Raw genomic sequence first — 18775 nt, forward strand, 5'->3', positions numbered from 1 at the left:
CTATGGTCGTGGAACACTGAGCAACTATTTGCCATTCGCGCACTTGTCGCTGGAGACAAGGTTTTGCTGCGAAAGCTGCTGTTGTCCGACTGGCGGCTTGCAAGAATCGTGGGGCGTATCCCGAAGTTCGCCACCCTCAAGCGAAATCGAATCAGAATTCTCCGCTCGATCGATGGACTGCTGCAAGGGAGAAACCGTTGAAGTGACACACGCTCTCGCCGCTGGCCGCTAAGGGTTGTGGATTCAATCGGTCGATGCAACATACTAGACGCTGCATGAGCAGTGGAGGTGTTGCAAATGAAGCAGAGACGCCGGACGACTAGCTTCGGCCGCCATCCGCCATTGACTCACACCGGCATTAATCGCCACCTAGGGTCGGACGCCGCCTTTCAGGCTAACTAGCGCCCACGGTACGCGGGCTCGACACCAACGCATCCTTGCGAGGCGCTATGGCTCGACGATCCTTGGCGACCCTATGGTGCCCGCCGTTCACCCATATGCACGTGTGGAGTTTCAATGCATGTCGGCTATCGCGGACTTGATCTCGCCTCTTAGCCAGGTGGCGGCAGCATCGGCTTGGGTTCGTCGGTTGTAAATCAATTCGATATCAAAAGCCATGCCGGTGAGTTCGGCCGGCACCTCATGGATCTGCAAGTTGGCGAATGCCACGCGATGCGCGACCCGCCTGGCAATCGTTGCCACCAGATCGCTGTGAGCGACAGCAAGCGGTAACGCTACGATGTGCGAAAACGTTGCAGCGACGCGTCGCTGCTTCCCCAGACCGTCCAGCTTGGCGTCGACAATACCTCGCCGCGACCCGTCATCGCTCGGCACAAACAGTGCGTGCGGCAATCGCAAGTAAGTATCGAGGTCCAGGCTACGGCGGCGGCGGGTCCCACCGAGCAACGGATGGTCACGACTCGCAATACAGACCAGGTCTTCCTCAAAAAGCTTGCTCCGCACCATTCGCTTCGGCGCGGAGAGGTGCCCGCCAATCGCGACACCGACCATGCCGTGATCCAGTTGCTCATAGATGGACACCCGGTCCAAAGCCATAATCCGCAAATCGATGCCGGGCGCCAATCGACGGAGTCGGCCGATGACATGCGGAAGCAGGACGATATCCGCATAGTCACTGGCTGCGATGGTGAAGCGGCGCCCTGCCGGTGCGTCTGGGTCGAATGCCACCGACTGGCCCATGGCTTGGCGAATCTGATCCAGAGCGAGCGATATCGCAGGCATCAGGGTATGCGCAAGCTCAGTCGGCTGCATACCCGCATTGCTGCGCACAAACAGATCGTCCCCAAATAGAACCCGCAGCCGGGTCAACGCGTTGCTTACCGACGGCTGGGCCCGATTCAGCCGCTTGCCGGCCAGCGTGACATTGCGTGTTTGATACAGCGCCTCGAAGGCCACGAGAAGGTTGAGATCGACACGGGACAGATTCATGCTGTGAATTTAACGGATATTGAATATCCATTTCAAGAATTCCACGCAAATCCGTACGATGGGCGCTCCAATCCACCACCTGGACTGTGCTCATGAATACAGTGCTTGTCACCGGCATCGAGCCTTTCGATGGCGAATTGCTGAATCCCTCCTGGGAAGCTGCCCGGGCGGTGCACGGGCAAATGGTCAGCGGCGTGCGTGTGGTGGCACGACAACTCCCCTGCGTGATTTCCGAAGTACGGCAAGCACTAATCGAAGCCATCACCGAGGCGGATCCAATTCTCGTGCTGTGCCTCGGCCAGGCTGGTGGGCGTTGCGACGTGTCGGTCGAGCGCGTCGCCATCAACGTCGTCGATGCTCGAATTCCCGACAACGCTGGAAAGCAGCCAGTAGACGAACCTGTGATCGAAGGCGGCCCAGCCGCATACTTCTCAACGCTGCCGATCAAGGCACTCGTAAAGCGGCTGCGCGAGGCGGGCATTCCCGCCAGCGTCTCTCAGACAGCGGGGACCTACAACTGCAACGCCATCTTTTACTCGTTGCTTCATTTCATTGCGACGGAGCGCCCTTCCCTGCGTGGCGGCTTCATCCACGTGCCATACCTGCCGCAAATGGCAGCTCGCCACCCCGGCGCACCGAGCCTCGACGTCAATACGCTGATAGAAGCCATCGAGGTCATGATTGGCACTTCTCTCGCCGTCACCAAGGATGTCAAGGTTGCGGGAGGCGCTACGCACTGACGCATAACGCCACTCACCCTCCTTGTTTGCTTACGTGATCATGCTCGTCGTCGGGGAAGGCAACCGAAACGGTCGTATCCAGGGATGCCCAGAGGTCTTGCATCGTCGGATTTGTGTTCGATATGGCCCGATACGACCGAATCTCCAGCGGGACACTCCATTCTTCGCCGCCAGCGCGAACGAGACGCCCGGCTTCAATCTCCCCGGATACCGCGCTGACAGGTAGCCAGGCAATTCCATAGCGCTCCACGACCATCTTCATCAGCAGCATCGCCATGTCAGTCTCATAGCAACTTCGCAGGTGATATGGAGTATCTGAGCTGTTCAGAATCATCTCGACCACACGACCCATGAAAGTCGTGGCCGTGTATGCCAAATAGGGAAGTGGCGCGTCAGGTGAACCAGGCAAGGAGAAAAGCGGTTTCCCTCGGTCGTCCGGCGCAGATACCGGAATGAAGTCTTCGTGACCGAGCGTAAGACTGACGAACTTGTCCCGGTCGAGCAGAATCGGCACCAGTGGATGATGGTAGCCAATCATCAGGTCACAACTACCTTCTGCCAGCGCCACCACGGCATCATGGACGTTGGCTGCGACAACCCGCGCATTGAAATCGCCGGTCTGCTGATGGAACTGCTTCAGCCATTTGGGCAAGAAGGTCAGTGAGAGCGTATGCCCGGCGGTAATCTGGATGGACCGGCCCGGCATCCTCGCTTCCTGGCGCAGCTCCGAGCGAAGTTCAGTCAGAGCGCCGACCGACTCTTTGCTTTGCTCGCAGAATCGTCGACCAGCAGGGGTTAGCTCCACCGGGTATGTGCCGCGATCCACGAGCTCTACGCCAACCCAGTCCTCAAGCGACTTGACCCTTCGTGACAGGGCCGATTGCGTCACAAATCGGAGCTCGGACGCTCTTGAGAAGCTTCGCGTCTGCTCGATGGCCAGGAGGTCTTCTATCCACTTCAACTGCATGGTGCGTCTCCGCGCGGCCGAACGACCACGAATCTCGCGAAGCCAGCTTCGCTTATCGTAAACCCGGAAAATTCCGGGACATTCCTCTCAAAAAAGCCGGTTAGCGCACAAAATCGCTGCGAAAGCAGAGCTCGATAACCGACTTTCTAAAACTATTCTGGTATGGAATAGTTTCATTTTACATCCTCATCAAGTGGATTCTCTTGCGCTCCTAGAATCCGTTTGCGCAAACGAGGCGCACTGATGAGGAACGCGATGGCTATTCAACAAACTTTCAATGGAACGCGGCGCGAGCATGATTTGCTGGGCTACCGAGAGGTTCCGGCAGACGCCTACTACGGCATTCACACGCTGAGGGCGCTCGAGAATTTCCCCATCTCCGGCGACCCGATTTCCAAGCATCCGGAACTGATTGTCGCCCTGGTCGACATCAAGGAAGCGGCGGCGCTTGCGAATCGCGAGCTCGAACTGCTCGATGAAAAACGCTGCAACGCCATCATCGAGGCGTGCAAGGCGATTCGCGCAGGCCAGCATGCCGACCAGTTTGCCGTCGATCTCATTCAGGGTGGCGCGGGTACGTCGACCAACATGAATGCCAACGAGGTCGTCTGCAACAAAGCTCTGGAAATCCTGGGCCACCAGCGCGGCGAATACGACCTGCTGCATCCGAATGAGCACGTCAACATGAGTCAGTCGACCAATGACGTGTATCCGACGGCGTTGAAAATTGCCACGTATCGCAGCGTGCTGCGCCTGCTTGACCAGATGGCGCTGCTCGAGTCGTCCTTCGCCCGCAAGTCCGCCGAGTTCCGCGACATGCTGAAGGTGGGGCGGACACAGTTGCAAGACGCCGTTCCCATGACCCTGGGACAGGAATTTGGCACGTATGCGGTCATGCTCAACGAAGACCGGCAGCGTCTCGGCGAGGCACTACCGCTGATTAGCGAGATGAACCTTGGCGCCACAGCCATCGGCACAGGCATCAACGCCCACCCTGACTACGCGGTACTGGTCCGGCAGCATCTGTGTGCCGTCAGCGGGCTGCCGCTGCACACTGCCCCTTATCTCATCGAGGCGACTCAGGATTGCGGCGCATTCGTCCAGCTATCGGGCGTCCTCAAGCGCATTGCGGTAAAGCTCTCCAAGGTGTGCAACGACCTGCGGCTGCTCTCGAGTGGCCCCCGTTCTGGCTTGGGTGAAATCAACCTGCCTCCGGTGCAGGCCGGCTCAAGCATCATGCCCGGCAAGGTCAACCCGGTCATTCCGGAAGTCGTGAACCAGGTGGCATTTGAAGTCATCGGCAATGACATGACCATCACGATGGCAGCCGAGGCAGGCCAACTGCAGCTCAATGCCTTCGAACCCATCATCGCCTACTCGCTCTTCCGGAGCATCAGCCACCTGACGCAGGCCTGCGCGACGCTCGAAGAAAAGTGCGTGCGCGGCATTACTGCAAACAGCGAGCATATGCGCGACATGCTGGACCGTTCCATCGTGCTCGTCACCGCGCTGAATCCGTATATCGGATACGCCAACTCGACGGAAGTCGCCAGAGAGGCCCTGGAAACAGGACGGAAGGTGGCTGACATCGTTCTCGAGCGCGGCCTTCTCTCGAAGGAAGCGCTAAGCGAGATTCTTCGGCCCGAGGTGCTAACCGCTCCCCGCGCGCCGATCGCCTTCAGCAAGTAAAGAACCAGGGAACCCCGAGAATTCCTGGCAACACTATCAGTGGGTGGAGGAAACAATGAACACAAAACGATTGACCACGCATATCGTGGCCGCGATGGTTGCGGGTATAGCCGTTGGCTGGCTGTGCCACACGTTAGCCAAGGATGCTCAATCGGCCAAGGAGATGGCCAGCTACTTCAGTATCGTGACCGACATCTTCCTGCGCATGATCAAGATGATTATCGCGCCGCTGGTATTTGCAACCCTTGTTGGCGGCCTGGCCAGCATGGCCGACGGGGGCGCCGTTGGTCGAATCGGCCTCAAGGCCATGATCTGGTTTGTCTCTGCCTCGGCAATCTCCCTGGCACTGGGCATGCTGCTGGTCAACCTGTTCCAGCCCGGCGCGCACCTGAACCTGACGATTCCCGAAGCGAGTGCTGCAGCTACGAATCTCAAGACCGGAGACTTCAGTCTCAAGGGATTCATTACCCATGTGTTCCCGAAGAGCATCTTCGAGGCCATGGCCGGCAACGAGATACTGCAAATCCTGGTGTTCTCGCTGTTCTTCGGTTCGGCACTCGCATTCGTCAAGGGCACTGGCAAGTCGACCATCGTCAGCGCCATTGAAGAACTGACCAAGGTCATGTTTCGCATCACCGACTATGTCATGCGCTTCGCGCCGGTTGGTGTCTTCGCTGCCATGGCTGCGTCCATTACCGTGGAAGGCATCGGCGTCCTCGTCAGCTATGGCAAGCTGATTGGCGAGTTCTATCTTGGTCTTGCCATCCTCTGGGCAATCTTGTTCGGCGTGGGCTTTCTGTTTCTCGGCCGCAGCACGGGTCAGCTCGCCAAGCTCATTCGCGAACCCATCCTGCTTGCGTTCTCCACGGCCAGCAGCGAATCCGCGTATCCGAAGACCATTACCGCCCTTGAGCGATTCGGCGTGTCCAAGCGCGTCTCGAGCTTTGTTCTGCCGCTGGGCTACTCGTTCAACCTCGATGGGTCGATGATGTATCAGGCGTTTGCGGTGATGTTCATCGCCCAGGCGTACAACATCGAACTGAGCTTGATGCAGCAACTGACCATGCTCCTGGTTCTCATGGTGACAAGCAAAGGCATGGCCGGCGTCGCGCGGGCATCGCTCGTGGTCGTCGCGGCAACCTTGCCCATGTTCCATCTGCCGGAAGCTGGCTTGCTGCTCATCATCGGTATCGACCAGTTCTTTGACATGGGAAGAACCGCTACCAATGTCGTGGGAAACAGCGTCGCTACGGCCGTTGTTGCCAAACTTGAGAATGAAACATCACCTGCATCCCATGGTGCGGAGGATGTGGACGCTGCAGAAGGTGTACTCGCAGTTCAGACGACAAACCGCGTATCCATCACCTAAGCTTGAACTGAGTATTGAAGTCAGTCTCGACAACCAAATCCTCCAAACAGAATGCAAGACCTTACCTTCGGAATCATCGGCGGCCTTGGGACGCTTGCCGGGGCTGACTTGTTCCTCAAGCTCGTGAAGAGCCGCGCCGTCATGGCGGACCAGGGCCGGTATCACTTCCTGTTCGAGCAGCACCCGTTTCGCGACGTTGCCGTGCCGCTGACGCGCGATGCGAGCATGACGGGACGAAAGCTCTACGTCTTCAAGACCTGTCAGTCGTTCGAGAGCAGGACGGCCGATGCTGTCTTGATGCCATGCTTTGCCTCGCACACGTTCCGCGAGGAGCTTCAGGCGGAACTGTCCGTGCGCATCGTGAACATGATGGACGCGCTCGGACAAGCTCTGCGAGACGCCCTTCCTGATGGAGGTCGAATTGGCATACTGGCTTCCGATTACGTTCGCCATGCCCGGCTCTTCGAGGCGCAGTTTGGAGAGCGCTACGACATCGTCTATCCAACCGATGCCACGCAGGCAACGCTGATGGAGGCGATGTATGGCATTGACGGCATCAAGGCGGGGAATACCGAAGGTTTGTGCCTCGAGCACATACATCAGGCATGCCAGGAACTGGTCGATGCCGGAGCGGCACTGATTGTTCCGGGCATGACCGAGCTTTCCCTGGTCGCCTCGGCACTGCAGCGGCGCGGAATCGCAATCGTCGATGTGAACCAGGTCTACGCCGACTACGCAACCTCGCTTGCCGACGGGCAGGTCAATCTTGTCTTCAAGCTCGGCATCGTAGGTGGAGTGGGCCCCGCCGCAACCGTGGACTTCATGGGCAAGGTGGTGAAGAACACGACTGCGTCAAAGGACCAGGACCATATCAAGATGGTTGTCGAGCAGAATCCTCAGATTCCCGACCGAACGGCAAACCTGCTTCGCCACGAGGCCGACCCCACTGTCGCGCTCTACGCGACCTGCAAGCGCCTCGAGTCCGAGGGAGCGAATGCCATCGCAATACCTTGCAACACGGCGCATGCGTATGTGGAACGCATCCAGCCACATCTTTCCGTGCCGATTGTGAATATGCTGACCGAGACGGTCACGCACATCGTCAACAAGTACGGAAAATGTACCAAGGTGGGATTGCTGGCTACGTCGGGCACTGTCGAAAGCCGGGTCTATCACGATGCCGCAGCAGGACAGTTGGAGTTGGTAGCACCGGAGCCCGCGTATCAGGAGATGGTCATGGATGCCATCTATGGGCCCGAAGGCGTAAAGGCAGGCTACACCCAAGGCCATTGTGCAGACCAGCTGCGAGCCGCCATCTCGCATCTTCAAGGCCGAGATGCCAGGGTCCAGATCCTTGGCTGCACCGAGCTTCCACTTATCTTCGCTCAGACCGACAACTTTCGGGTTGCCGAGGAGACCGTTGCATTGGTGGACCCCACGGATGTGCTCGCTAAGCGCTGCGTTCAGCTTGCTCGGCCGGGGGTTGCCGACAACGACCGCCTTCACCAACGCGTCTGAGTGCAAGAGCGACCGGAGAAATTGGACACGAACCCCGCCCATTGCTATGTTGAAGAAGTATGCGATCGAGGAGGTTCGACATGGAGCGCAGGCATTTCATCTATTTGGCAGGCGGCCTTGGCGTGAGCTATGCCGCCAACGTCTTTGCCGCGGATCAGGTTGGTGAAGCACTCGACGGATACTGGCTGGTGTCCGTCGAAGGTCAGGAGCGTGAACGCCTCCTGCTGATCACCGGGGCTCGCTCGGACGCCGGTGCGATCCGGGTCGACGACGCCGTCTATGGCTGGCTTGACGCCGGCATGGCTCCGGTCAAGGGCTGGACAGGCAAGGTCGATGGGAACCAACTCCTGCTGAACTTCATCACGCCGGCGTCCTCCGCGATTCAGGTCACGCTCAACGCCGGCGAAACATCCTTGAGCGGTACATTTCAGGCGACGGGCAAGCCTGCCAGGATGGTGCGTTTCACCAAGCTCGATCCCGCCGAGATCGCCGATCTACGTGCTGCAGCCAAAGCGGCGCGACTTGCAAGATCGAGCCCGAGCCAGAAACCCTCCTCGCCGGCCGCAAATGACCAGGTTGTCGCTACCGGTGGCGAATACCATGCATCCAGGAGTTCGCGCATCGTCTTCCTCTATGTCGGGTCGTTTGACTGCCCAGGCTGCCGGGGTTACGAGGCCGAGTACTTTGGCCGCATGGACAAGATGGCGTCGACATTCCCCGAGTTCAAAGCCATCACGTACGAGAAGGTCAAGCTCGGCAGCTTCCGCGCGCCCATTCGAGCCGACGACCTCCCCGAAAGCCTGAGGTGGGCGATGGCGCCACAGGCCGACGGCAAGCCTCTCTTGCATACCCGCGGCTACCCATTTTTTGCGGCGTTCGTAGACGATCACCTTTGGGCACAGGGGCACGGTGTATCGGGGCTCGAGACACTGGTGCTGCCGCAACTGCGGCGCGCCATGGCGGAAAAGTCCGCCTCATGACCGCGAGCCGGAGACAGTGTCCCGGCACCGCGCACGCCGATCTCGTTCAGACACTGGGTGGGCAGGAAGAGATCGAACGCGGAATCCCGCCTTCGAGTGCTGAATCCGACAGTTGCGGCCTTGCGCCCGCCTCGACAATTCCTCCACGACGCCTATCTTAAGGGTGTGTCAGTCCCAGCCGCAGTCCCCGCATGAGACAGGATTTACCTCCTCGGGAAACATTCGATGAAGCCTTGCTCGGCCTTGTCCGGGAGATGTCGGTGGCCATGCGCCAGCCGGCCGATGCCGGGATGCCGGTGTCGCTGGACAGCACCCTCGAAGGGGATCTGGGCTTCGATAGCCTCACGCGCGCCGAGCTGTTGACCCGCATCGAGCACAGCTTTGGCGTCAGCCTGCCCGAACAGGTTCTGGCCCAGGCCGACACGCCGCGCGCGTTGCTGCGCGCCTTGCTCGCCGCCAAGGACCTGCCCCCCGGCACAAGCGGCGCGATCCTGCAGCGCGCCCGTCCGCTGCCGGCGCAAGCCCCTGACAGCGCCGACACCTTGCTGGACGTACTGGACTGGCATCTGCGTCGCCACCCTGATCGCGCTCATATCATCCTGCACGACGGCGCGGGCGAGGACACGTCGATCAGCTTTGCGCAATTGCACCGCCGCGCCACGGCCATCGCCTCAAGGCTGGCCGAGCACGGCCTGCGGCCGGGCATGGCCGCGGCCATCATGCTGCCCACCAGCCCCGAGTACTTCTATTGCTTCTGCGCCGTCCTGCTGGCGGGCGGCATCCCGGTGCCGCTCTATCCGCCGGTGCGGCTGGCGCAGATTGGCGACCATCTGCAGCGCCATGCAGGCATTCTGGCCAATGCGCAGGTGCCGATCCTGATCACGGTCCCGCAGGCCAGGCCGCTGGCCGCTCTGCTCAAGGCCAGCACCGGGATGCTGCACAGCGTGCTGACACCGGCGGAGCTGGAAGCCAGTGCCGGCGCGCCAGTCCACGCCACCGTACGCACGCACGACATCGCATTGCTGCAGTACACGTCGGGCAGCACCGGCTCCCCCAAGGGCGTCGTCCTCACGCATGCCAACTTGTTGGCCAACCTGCGGGCCATGGGCCAGGCGCTGGACGTCAGCGCGCAGGACGTCTTCGTCAGCTGGCTGCCGCTCTACCACGATATGGGCCTGATCGGGGCATGGCTGGGCAGCCTCTACTACGCCTATCCGCTGGTGGTGATGTCGCCGCTGGCCTTCCTGGCGCGGCCCGAGCGCTGGCTCTTGGCCATCCACAAATATCGTGGCACGCTGTCCGGCGGCCCCAACTTTGCCTATGAGCGCTGCGTCCGCAAGCTGGGCGATGCCGAACTGGAGGGGCTCGACCTGAGTAGCTGGCGCTTTGCCTTCAATGGCGCCGAGCCGGTGAGCGTGCCGACCGTGCGCGCCTTCCTGCAGCGCTTTGCGCGGTACGGCCTGCGCCCGGAAGCCGCCAGCCCGGTGTACGGCCTGGCGGAAGCCTCGCTGGGCCTGACCTTTCCGCCGCCGGGCCGCGGGTTGGTTGTCGATCGTATCGGCCGCGCGGAATTCGCGCGCGCTGCCGTGGCGGTTCCCGCCGGCGCGGACGAGGACGACCCGCTGGAATACCCCTCCTGTGGCCGCCCCCTGCCCGGCCACGAGGTCCGCATTGTCGACGCCACGGGCCGGGAGCTGGCCGAGCGTCACGAGGGGCTGCTGCAGTTCCGCGGCCCCTCGGCCACCAGCGGGTATTTCCGCAATCCGCAGCAAACCCGGCTGCTGTTCGATCGCGACTGGCTGAACACGGGGGACTATGCCTATGTCGCGGGTGAAGAGATCTTTATCACCGGGCGAGCCAAGGAGACCATCGTGCGCGGCGGCCGCAATATCTATCCCTACGAGCTGGAGCAGGCAGTCGGCGCCATCCCGGGGATACGGAAGGGCTGCGTCGCCGTCTTTGGCAGTGCCGATCCGGGCAGCGGCACCGAGCGCATCGTGGTGATGGCGGAAACCGCCGAGAAGAACACGCCTGCGCGCCACACGCTGCACCGGCAGGTGCTGAAGACCGCCATCGACGTGCTGGGCATACCGCCCGACCATGTCGCCCTGGTGGCCCCGCACAGCATCCTCAAGACGTCGAGCGGCAAGATCCGCCGCGCCGCATGCCGCGAACGGTTCGAGCACGGACGCCTTGACCGGGGCCAGGAAGCGCCGTGGCTGCAGATCGCGCGCTTCGGCTGGCAGGCCCTGCTGCCGCAGTTCCGGCGCGGCCGGCAGACTGCCGCGAGCCTGTCATATGCGCTCTATGTCTGGGTCCTGTTCGCCGCGCTGGCTCCGGCAACCTGGCTGGGAGCGGTCGTGCTGCACCGGCCGGAACTGGGCTGGGCGCTCAGTCATCGCGCCGCCCGCCTCCTGCTCAGGCTTGGCGCCGTGCCTTGGTTCGTGGAGGGGCTCGATCGCTTGCCACGAGACCGGCCATGCATCCTGGTGTCGAACCATGCCAGCTACCTTGACGGCATCGTGCTGGTGGCAGCCCTGCGCTCGCCGGTGTGCCTGGTGGCCAAGCGCGAACTGCGAAACCAGCCCATTCCGGGCGTGTACCTGGCCAGCATCGGCGCGGACTTCTTCGATCGCACCGACACTCGGCGCGAGCACGAAGACGTGGAGCGCCTGGTGGCGGCGGTGCGCGCCGGGCATTCGGCGCTGTTTTTCCCGGAAGGCACGTTCGGGCGTGCGCCAGGACTGCAGGCCTTCCGCACGGGCGCCTTCCTTGCGGCCGCGCGTGCCGGCGCGCCGGTGGTGCCGGTCGCCATCCGCGGCACGCGGTCCGCCCTGCGGGACGGGCAGTGGCTGCCGCGCCGCGGGCCGGTCGGCGTGGTCATCGGCAACCCGCTATGGCCCAACGGAAACGACTGGCCGGCCGTCGTGCGCCTGCGCAACACGGCGCGAATGGAGATCCTGCACTACTGCGGCGAACCCGATGCCTTGCGCGTGAAACACCAGAATACGAGGCCGGCCTAGCCTGCGGCCACTGACGCAAACCTCCGGCCTACGCCTTGTCAGGACTCGCGCCCCCTGGCCTCAGCGACGCGATGCTCGCGGCCAACCCGTGCGTCACCGCGGCCATGCGACCGTAGTCGAGCGTGGTGGGTACATCGTGCGCGGTATGGTAGTTCGGATTACGCAGATAGGCGGTGTCCGTCACCATGATGGCCGGATAGCCCTGGCGCCAGAAGGACGAGTGATCGCTCGAGGCGACCCCGGGTACCCACCACGGCAGCGCCGCTGCTTCGAACGGAAAACCGGACGAGGTCCGGAACGCGTTGACCACCGATCGCAATCGACGCCACGAGCGAAGATTGGAAACAAAGGCGATAAAGTTGCCACGCGCCGGATAGAAGTAACGCAGCAGAGGCGGATAGCGTTGGGTGCCAGGTTCGTCCAGGTAGTAACCCAGCATCTCGAGCGATAGCATCACGTGAATGCGATCTCCGCGCAGCCGCGCGGCTCTTGCATACCTCAGGCTGCCCATGTCCTTGCGAAAGAAGAACGGCGCTTCCTCGTTCACGAACGCAACGCAACGTACCGTGTGCCAGGGCGAGAGAGCCTGAAGCATGCCCCCGATCTCGAGCAGCGCGGCGACCCCGCTGGCGTTGTCATCGGCCCCGGGGCTGTTCCGCACGGTGTCGTAGTGCGCGCCCAGCACAATGATTTCGTCAGGATGAACGCGGCCTGCGAGCGCAACCTCGATATTGGCGCAGGGGACGCCTCGTACCTGATATTCCTGACGCATCACCGCACAGCCACGTCTGGTCCATACCTGCGCGATATAGTCGGCTGCCGCATGCAGCGCGTCCGGCCGAAACACGTTGCGTTCGCCAATGTCTCCGGCAAGGACCTTTACATGATGCTCCAACGCCGCAGCCAGGTCGGGGTCGTGCGCAGTCCGCATACAGTTCGATAGTCCTTCTTATCAAAATGCGGGATGGCGATGCGCCGGATCGAACGATCCCTCCGCGACGCGTACATCGCAGATTCGGCGTGATCCGAGGGCTTTACCGATGGCCATCCATTGACTCTAATGAAGACATCTCCAGCCGTTCCTCGCCGGGCAGACGCTGCCCAGGTCGATCGCATGGCTTCTCGCCAACCCTCTATCGGAGTGCATCGTGACTACCACCTATCGCACCGAAGCCGACCTGCTTGGCGAACGTCAGGTGCCGGCCGACGCCTACTATGGCGTCCATACCCTGCGGGCCTGGGAGAACTTCCAGATTACCGGCACACCCATCTCTTCGTGGCCACAACTCATCATTGCGCTGGCCTCCGTCAAGCAGGCCGCCGCCGAGGCCAATGCCGAGCTGGGCCTGCTACCGGCCGCGTTGCGCGAGGCCATCATCGCCGCCTGCCATGACTTGAGGGATGGCCGCTTGCACGATCAGTTCATCGTCGACACGATCCAGGGGGGCGCGGGCACGTCGACCAACATGAACGCCAACGAGGTGATCTGCAACCGGGCGCTCGAGCACATGGGCCATCGGAAAGGAGAATACGCCTACCTCCATCCGAACGAACACGTAAACATGGCGCAGAGCACCAACGACGTCTATCCAACGGCACTCCGCATCGCCACGTGCTTTGCGATCGAACACCTGCTCGAAGCGATGGAAGTGCTGCGCAGCGCCTTCGACAGGAAGTCAACGGAGTTCGCGGGCCTGCTCAAGCTTGGCCGTACGCAGCTTCAGGATGCGGTGCCGATGACGCTCGGGCAGGAGTTCTCCACCTATGCCGTCATGCTGGAAGAAGACATGGCGCGGCTGCGCGAAGCAGCCTCGCTGATTCGCGAGATCAATCTCGGCGCGACGGCCATCGGTACCGGCATCACGGCCCATCCTGACTATGCCGCGAAGGCGCTGGCCGCGCTGCGGCGCATCACCGGCCTCGATCTCGCGCTGGCGCCGAATCTTGTGGAAGCCACGCAGGACTGCGGCGCCTTCGTCCAGATCTCCGGCGTGCTCAAGCGAATCGCCGTCAAGCTCTCGAAGACATGCAATGACCTGCGATTGCTGTCGAGCGGCCCGCGCGCAGGACTTGGCGAGATCAACCTGCCCCCGATGCAGGCCGGCTCCTCCATCATGCCCGGCAAGGTCAACCCGGTCATTCCGGAAGTGGTCAACCAGATCGCCTTCGAGGTATTCGGCAACGACATCACCATCACGTTTGCCGCCGAAGCAGGCCAGCTGCAGCTCAATGCATTCGAGCCGGTGATTGCAGCGAGCCTGTTCCGGAGCTTCCGGCATCTGACCAACGGTTGCCACACGCTGGCCGAGAAATGCGTGAATGGCATTACCGCCAACCCCGAGCGCCTGCGCGAGACCATCGAACGATCCATCGCACTGGTGACGGCCCTCAACCCCGTCATCGGCTACAAGAACGCGACTTCGGTCGCCTCCCAGGCCTTTGCGGAGGGCAAGACGATCCGTGAAGTCGTGCTGGCGCGCGGCCTGATGACCCCGGAGGCCCTCGAAGACGCGCTACGACCCGAAGCACTGATCCAGCCACGCGCGGACATGGGCGCTAAAACATAAATCTGGATGCCCCAATGTCCAGGAACCGTTGCCCCCAAGGCGCGCAGACCGGAATATCCGACCCTACTGGACCAGGAGTGCTCCACCGCCCTTGACACATGGATCTGGGGACTTCGGCGGCGCGATACTCGCGAACTTGATGACGAGCGTGTTGGCTTCAGTTGTCTTCGTGCTGCTTTCAAATTTTCCGGATGGAGCCAGTTGGCCTATCACCGGAAACGTTACGGCCACGCTGCCGTCCGTCGTTTTGTCAACCGTCAGCCCGAGCGTCAACTCAATGTCGTGCAAATAGACACCCAGGCGCTCCTGCTTCTTGCATTCCTCAGCGCGCGCCTTGGTGATCTGCGCGCTGATCTGCTCGAGCACTTTGTCCAACGGCAATGTGGCTACGGGCTGCTCCTTCGGCGCAACCACGCAGCAAGCAGACAGAAGACCTGCTGTCGCCAGCAGAGAAAGGTTTCGGACAGTCGCCATAACTGTAGCCCCGTTTGTGATGCCGGCCAAAGTGACATTCAGGCATCACATTGGTCTGTTCGGAAGCCCACGTAATGACAAGCGAGAATCAGAACTCCCGTCGTGCCCCATCAGCAGCCGGGAATCTGCTCGGCGTGAGTTCGATGTGATGAACCCCACGAACGAGTGGGGCAGCCTCGCATATTTTGGTCTCTTGCAACTCATAATCACTGCACGACCAAAGTTGCCACGGAATATGCGTGTAATTCTTAGCCGTAAGGGCTTCGACTCGGGGTATGGGGGCGTACCGAGCCCGATTCTCCCCGACGGAAGATTAGTCCCACTGCCGATTCCATCACCAAGGGATCCGCAGCGCATCGGCATGCTAAGGGTTGATGGCCTGGACATCAGCGCCATGGTCTCCGATCTCACACGCAGCAGCATCGACGCTGAGACTGCAGTCCATGTCGACCCAGATCTGCAAGAACACATGCTTGCTCGTGCTCCGGGTTGGCGCCCGGCGTTCGGACAAGTTGCTTCTGCGCAGACCCACCTGCAAAACCAAGGCGTCGGTCGTGGTGACTTGTTCCTGTTCTTCGGCTGGTTTCGCAACGTCGAGCAAGTCAATGGCGTTTGGCGCTACACACGCGCCAGCCCGGATATACACGCTCTATTCGGTTGGTTGCAGGTCGGGGAGGTACTTGCGGTGACAGGCCGCGAGCGGGCCATAGCGAACTCCTATCCGTGGTTGCGCGATCATCCGCACGTCGCAGGTGCAAACCGCTTCAGCAGCAGGAACAATACTATCTACGTAGCCGGCGACACCCTTTGTCTGGCAGGTAAGGGTACGAAATATCGAGGCGGCGGACTATTCAAGCGATACGTTCCGTCATTGCAGCTTACGGCGGATGGGCACACACGCTCACGCTGGAAATTGCCCGCGTGGTTCATGCCCGTAGACGGCAGATCCCCGCTGTCATACCACCGAGAGAAATCTCGCTGGACTGCTGACCACGTTTCCGTTCTTCTACAGACTGTTGGAAAAGGGCAAGAGTTTGTCCTGGACTGCGCTTGCTACCCTGAATCCGCCGAGTGGTTGGCAAAGCTGTTTAGGGATGTACACGAAGTCGGCACCAGCCAAAGATCATGACACCACGCATCTATCGCTACGTTGTCCGCTGCGACAGTGGTTCCGCACCTCGACCATACGGCAACGTATGCTCGCTAAGCATATGCAAGCCCAGAGTTCGCAAAGCCGCATCCGTTGGTGACTGGATAATCGGCGTTCGCAGCCGCGCGCCAGATAAGGTCGTGTATGTAATGCAGGTAGCCGAGTCTCTGCCCCTAGGGAAGTACTGGCAGGACGCCCGCTTCCGTGATCGCCAGCCTGACGCCTCGCCGGTACCTGACAATATCTATCGGCCAGATGGGACCGGCAATCTCATACAGGTTCCCAATGTGGTTCATGACGCCGGCAATCAGACGAGAGACATTAGTGGCCGCAACGCACTGATAGGCTCACGATTCTGGTATTTCGGCGCAAGCAGTCCGCCGCTGCCAACAGAGCTTATCCATCTTGTTCACGACGGGGTCGGTCATGCCGTGCACAAGAGGCGCCGACCCGACGACGTTAAAAGGCTCGAGCAATGGCTTGCCACATGGCCATGTGGCGTCCACGGGAGGCCAATCAACGCGACTCCCGGCGTTCTTGCGTGGCTTGCAGAAATGGAAACTGGGGAGCGCTTTCCGCCGACGAACGGACAGGTCGGACGGTGTCACAAAGCCTCCGACTTGTCGCCTATAGCAACAACGGTACCCTTTCCTAAGCGTCGCTGCTGAGCCCTAACGCCCAAGGGAGTACCTGTATATCCACGTAGGCGTACCGCCTTTTGCCGAAGGGCACTTTCGGCCCCTTCTCTAGATAGGCCCTGTGTGGCACCCGGAGCCAGTTCCTGGACCCATTTGAGAAGTGCATGCGGATCTCACCGAGCACACGTACGCCTCGATGATGCTGTCAGCTGGCGAGCACCCGATGCGGGTGGTCAAGCAAATGGGCCACGCAGATTGGACGATGATCGCCCGCGTGTATAGCCACTGGATGCCGTCGGCAGACGTCGAGGCGGGGAATCGGGCTGTAAAGAAGTTCGCCGGAAATGCTGGCAAATTTGCTGCGAAACTGGCAAAACTGGCTAAATTTTTGACAGCATCAACAGTCCAGACCATTGATTTATAAGGATTTTTGGTGCGAGGGAGGGGACTCGAACCCCTACACCATTGCTGGCGTCAGGACCTAAACCTGGTGCGTCTACCAATTTCGCCACCCTCGCGGTCCTTGCGGCGCCAACCCTGATGGGGGGCCGCGGTCTCGTTGGCGGGCGCGATGCGCCCCGACAAAGCAAAAAAGGCGGCTGGAACTGCCCGCCTTTCACTGGCTGCCTTGCCGGGGGTCCGGCCGTGCCGCCGGCGCAACTTCCGCCTGCGGTGCAACGAGGCTGCGGATTGTAGCGCAAGGCGCCACGGGAATCCAGCCCCCTGCCCGCCAGCCACGGCGCCAGCACGTGTGTCGTCAGCCACGGGGCCAAACCTTGTGCCGTCAGCCCGTGGCGTCGACCCTTGTGTCGTCAGCGCCTGGCGCGGATGAACGCCAGCACCAGCACCGTCGCGCAGGCTTCCAGCGCCGCCACGAAATACAGGCCCGACGACAGCCGGCCCGTATTGGTCTTGAACCAGCCGATCATGTAAGGGGCCACAAAGCCGGCCAGGTTGCCGATCGAGTTGATCAGCGCGATGCCGCCGGCGGCGGCCGTACCGGCCAGGAAGGCCGACGGCAGCGACCAGAACACCGGGAATGCGGCCAGGATGCCGATCGACGCCACCGTCAGCGCCACCAGTGCCAGCACCGCGCTATGCAGCCAGAGACCGGTCAGCGTCAGGCCCACGGCGGCCAGCAGCGTCGCCATCGCGCAGTGCATGCGGCGCTCGCCCGAGCGGTCCGAGTGAATGCCGTTCAGCACCATCGCGATCGTCCCTGCCACGAAGGGAATCGCCGACACGAGTCCAATCTGCAGGTTGCCCTGCACGCCCAGCTCCTTGATGATCGACGGCGACCAGAACGCGATCGTCGCGTTGCCGCTCACCACGCAGAAGTAGATCGCGGCGCAGATCCATACCCGGGCGTTGGCAAAGGCATCCTTCAGGGCCGAATGCTTGGCGGGATCGCGTGCCTCGGCTTCCACATCGCGCGTCACGATGTCCTTTTCCGCCTGGGTCAGCCAGCCGGCATTGGCAGGCTTTTCCGGCAGGTACATCAGCACGGCGATACCGGCCAGCACCGACGGAATGCCCTCGATGACAAACAGCCACTGCCAGTTGGCCAGGCCGTCCACGCCGTCCATCGCACTCATGATGAAGCCTGCCAGCGGCCCGCCGATCACGCCGGCGATGGCGAACGACGTCATGAACAGCCCATTGATGCGGGCCCGGCGCTCGGCCGGAAACCAGTACGTCAGGTACAGCACCACGCCCGGGAAGAAGCCTGCTTCGAAGATCCCCAGCAGGAAGCGCATCCCGTAGAACTGCGCGGGCGTCTTCACGAAGATCATCGCCATCGAGGCCAGCCCCCAGAGGATCGTGATCCGCGCCAGCGTCTTGCGGGCACCGATCTTCTCCAGCAGCAGGTTGCTCGGCACCTCGAACAGGAAGTAGCCGATGAAGAAAATCCCCGCGCCCAGGCCGTAGACGGCCTCGCTGAACTGCAGGTCCTGCAGCATCTGCAGCTTGGCAAAGCCGACGTTGACACGGTCGATCCAGGCCAGGATGAACAGGAAGACGAGGAACGGAATCAGGCGCACGGTGATCTTGCGATACGCCTCGTTGCGTTGCTGAGCCAGTTGCGCGGGAGGCAGGCTCTCCAGGGCGCCCGGGGCGCCGGTCATCACGGAAGACATCGGTGACTACTCCTTGGGTGTGGTGGGCGGGGCCCCGCTACATTGGCGGGGCCCTCTCGCTGGGCGCTGTGCT

15 protein-coding genes and 1 tRNA gene are annotated in these 18775 nt (G+C 61.5%); 10 read left to right on the plus strand and 6 right to left on the minus strand.

The features are described 5' to 3' along the window. Positions 1–513: 513 nt before the first annotated feature. Positions 514–1449, minus strand: coding sequence for a LysR family transcriptional regulator (locus BLR29_RS16315; protein WP_092138054.1), 936 nt, complete (start codon positions 1447–1449; stop codon positions 514–516). A 92-nt stretch (positions 1450–1541) separates the two neighbouring features. On the opposite strand from BLR29_RS16315, the gene pcp reads away from it, so the two are divergent. After that, positions 1542–2189 (plus strand): pyroglutamyl-peptidase I, encoded by a 648-nt coding sequence (gene pcp, locus BLR29_RS16320; RefSeq protein WP_092138055.1) that lies wholly within the window; start codon positions 1542–1544, stop codon positions 2187–2189. Between the two features lie 13 nt (positions 2190–2202). On the opposite strand, the gene BLR29_RS16325 is transcribed toward pcp, so the two are convergent. Next, positions 2203–3156, minus strand: a complete 954-nt coding sequence (locus BLR29_RS16325) for a LysR substrate-binding domain-containing protein (RefSeq protein WP_092138056.1) — start codon at positions 3154–3156, stop codon at positions 2203–2205. Between the two features lie 255 nt (positions 3157–3411). On the opposite strand from BLR29_RS16325, the gene aspA (BLR29_RS16330) reads away from it, so the two are divergent. From aspA (BLR29_RS16330) to BLR29_RS16350, 5 genes are all read left to right on the plus strand, one after another. After that, entirely contained in the window at positions 3412–4845 is a 1434-nt protein-coding gene (gene aspA, locus BLR29_RS16330; protein ID WP_092138057.1) for an aspartate ammonia-lyase, read from the plus strand. Positions 4846–4900: 55 nt separating this feature from the next. Next, a complete protein-coding gene (locus BLR29_RS16335) occupies positions 4901–6214 on the plus strand; it encodes a dicarboxylate/amino acid:cation symporter (protein WP_092138058.1) in 1314 nt (437 codons plus the stop codon). 51 nt (positions 6215–6265) lie between these two features. Continuing rightward, entirely contained in the window at positions 6266–7732 is a 1467-nt protein-coding gene (locus BLR29_RS16340) for a cysteate racemase (RefSeq protein ID WP_092138059.1), read from the plus strand. 80 nt (positions 7733–7812) lie between these two features. Continuing rightward, positions 7813–8712 (plus strand): hypothetical protein, encoded by a 900-nt coding sequence (locus BLR29_RS16345; RefSeq protein WP_092138060.1) that lies wholly within the window; start codon positions 7813–7815, stop codon positions 8710–8712. Between the two features lie 191 nt (positions 8713–8903). After that, positions 8904–11735 carry an AMP-binding protein gene (locus tag BLR29_RS16350; protein ID WP_092138061.1) on the plus strand — a complete coding sequence of 944 codons (2832 nt, stop codon included), beginning with the start codon at positions 8904–8906 and terminating at the stop codon, positions 11733–11735. 28 nt (positions 11736–11763) lie between these two features. On the opposite strand, the gene BLR29_RS16355 is transcribed toward BLR29_RS16350, so the two are convergent. Beyond that, entirely contained in the window at positions 11764–12666 is a 903-nt protein-coding gene (locus BLR29_RS16355; RefSeq protein ID WP_092138062.1) for a M28 family peptidase, read from the minus strand. A 217-nt stretch (positions 12667–12883) separates the two neighbouring features. Between BLR29_RS16355 and aspA (BLR29_RS16360) the strand changes: the two genes are divergently transcribed. After that, positions 12884–14302 (plus strand): aspartate ammonia-lyase, encoded by a 1419-nt coding sequence (aspA, locus tag BLR29_RS16360; protein WP_092138063.1) that lies wholly within the window; start codon positions 12884–12886, stop codon positions 14300–14302. 63 nt (positions 14303–14365) lie between these two features. Here the strand turns inward: aspA (BLR29_RS16360) and BLR29_RS16365 are convergent, their stop codons facing one another. Further along, positions 14366–14776 carry a trypco2 family protein gene (locus BLR29_RS16365; RefSeq protein WP_143018469.1) on the minus strand — a complete coding sequence of 137 codons (411 nt, stop codon included), beginning with the start codon at positions 14774–14776 and terminating at the stop codon, positions 14366–14368. Between the two features lie 235 nt (positions 14777–15011). Between BLR29_RS16365 and BLR29_RS16370 the strand changes: the two genes are divergently transcribed. From BLR29_RS16370 to BLR29_RS16375, 3 genes are all read left to right on the plus strand, one after another. Further along, the gene (locus BLR29_RS16370) at positions 15012–15905 is read left to right on the plus strand and encodes an Nmad3 family putative nucleotide modification protein (protein WP_092138065.1); all 894 of its coding nucleotides are present in this window, start codon (positions 15012–15014) and stop codon (positions 15903–15905) included. Beyond that, the gene (locus BLR29_RS33205; RefSeq protein WP_176860972.1) at positions 15902–16594 is read left to right on the plus strand and encodes an Nmad2 family putative nucleotide modification protein; all 693 of its coding nucleotides are present in this window, start codon (positions 15902–15904) and stop codon (positions 16592–16594) included. The genes BLR29_RS16370 and BLR29_RS33205 overlap by 4 nt, the downstream gene beginning before the upstream one ends. A gap of 130 nt (positions 16595–16724) precedes the next feature. Continuing rightward, the gene (locus BLR29_RS16375; RefSeq protein WP_255371280.1) at positions 16725–16988 is read left to right on the plus strand and encodes a site-specific integrase; all 264 of its coding nucleotides are present in this window, start codon (positions 16725–16727) and stop codon (positions 16986–16988) included. Between the two features lie 7 nt (positions 16989–16995). Here the strand turns inward: BLR29_RS16375 and BLR29_RS16380 are convergent. After that, positions 16996–17082, minus strand: a tRNA-Leu gene (locus BLR29_RS16380). A gap of 294 nt (positions 17083–17376) precedes the next feature. Next, a complete protein-coding gene (locus BLR29_RS16385; RefSeq protein WP_092138066.1) occupies positions 17377–18702 on the minus strand; it encodes an MFS transporter in 1326 nt (441 codons plus the stop codon). Positions 18703–18775 lie beyond the last annotated feature (73 nt).

This window comes from Cupriavidus sp. YR651, from assembly GCF_900101625.1.
In the GTDB taxonomy this organism is placed as follows: domain Bacteria; phylum Pseudomonadota; class Gammaproteobacteria; order Burkholderiales; family Burkholderiaceae; genus Cupriavidus.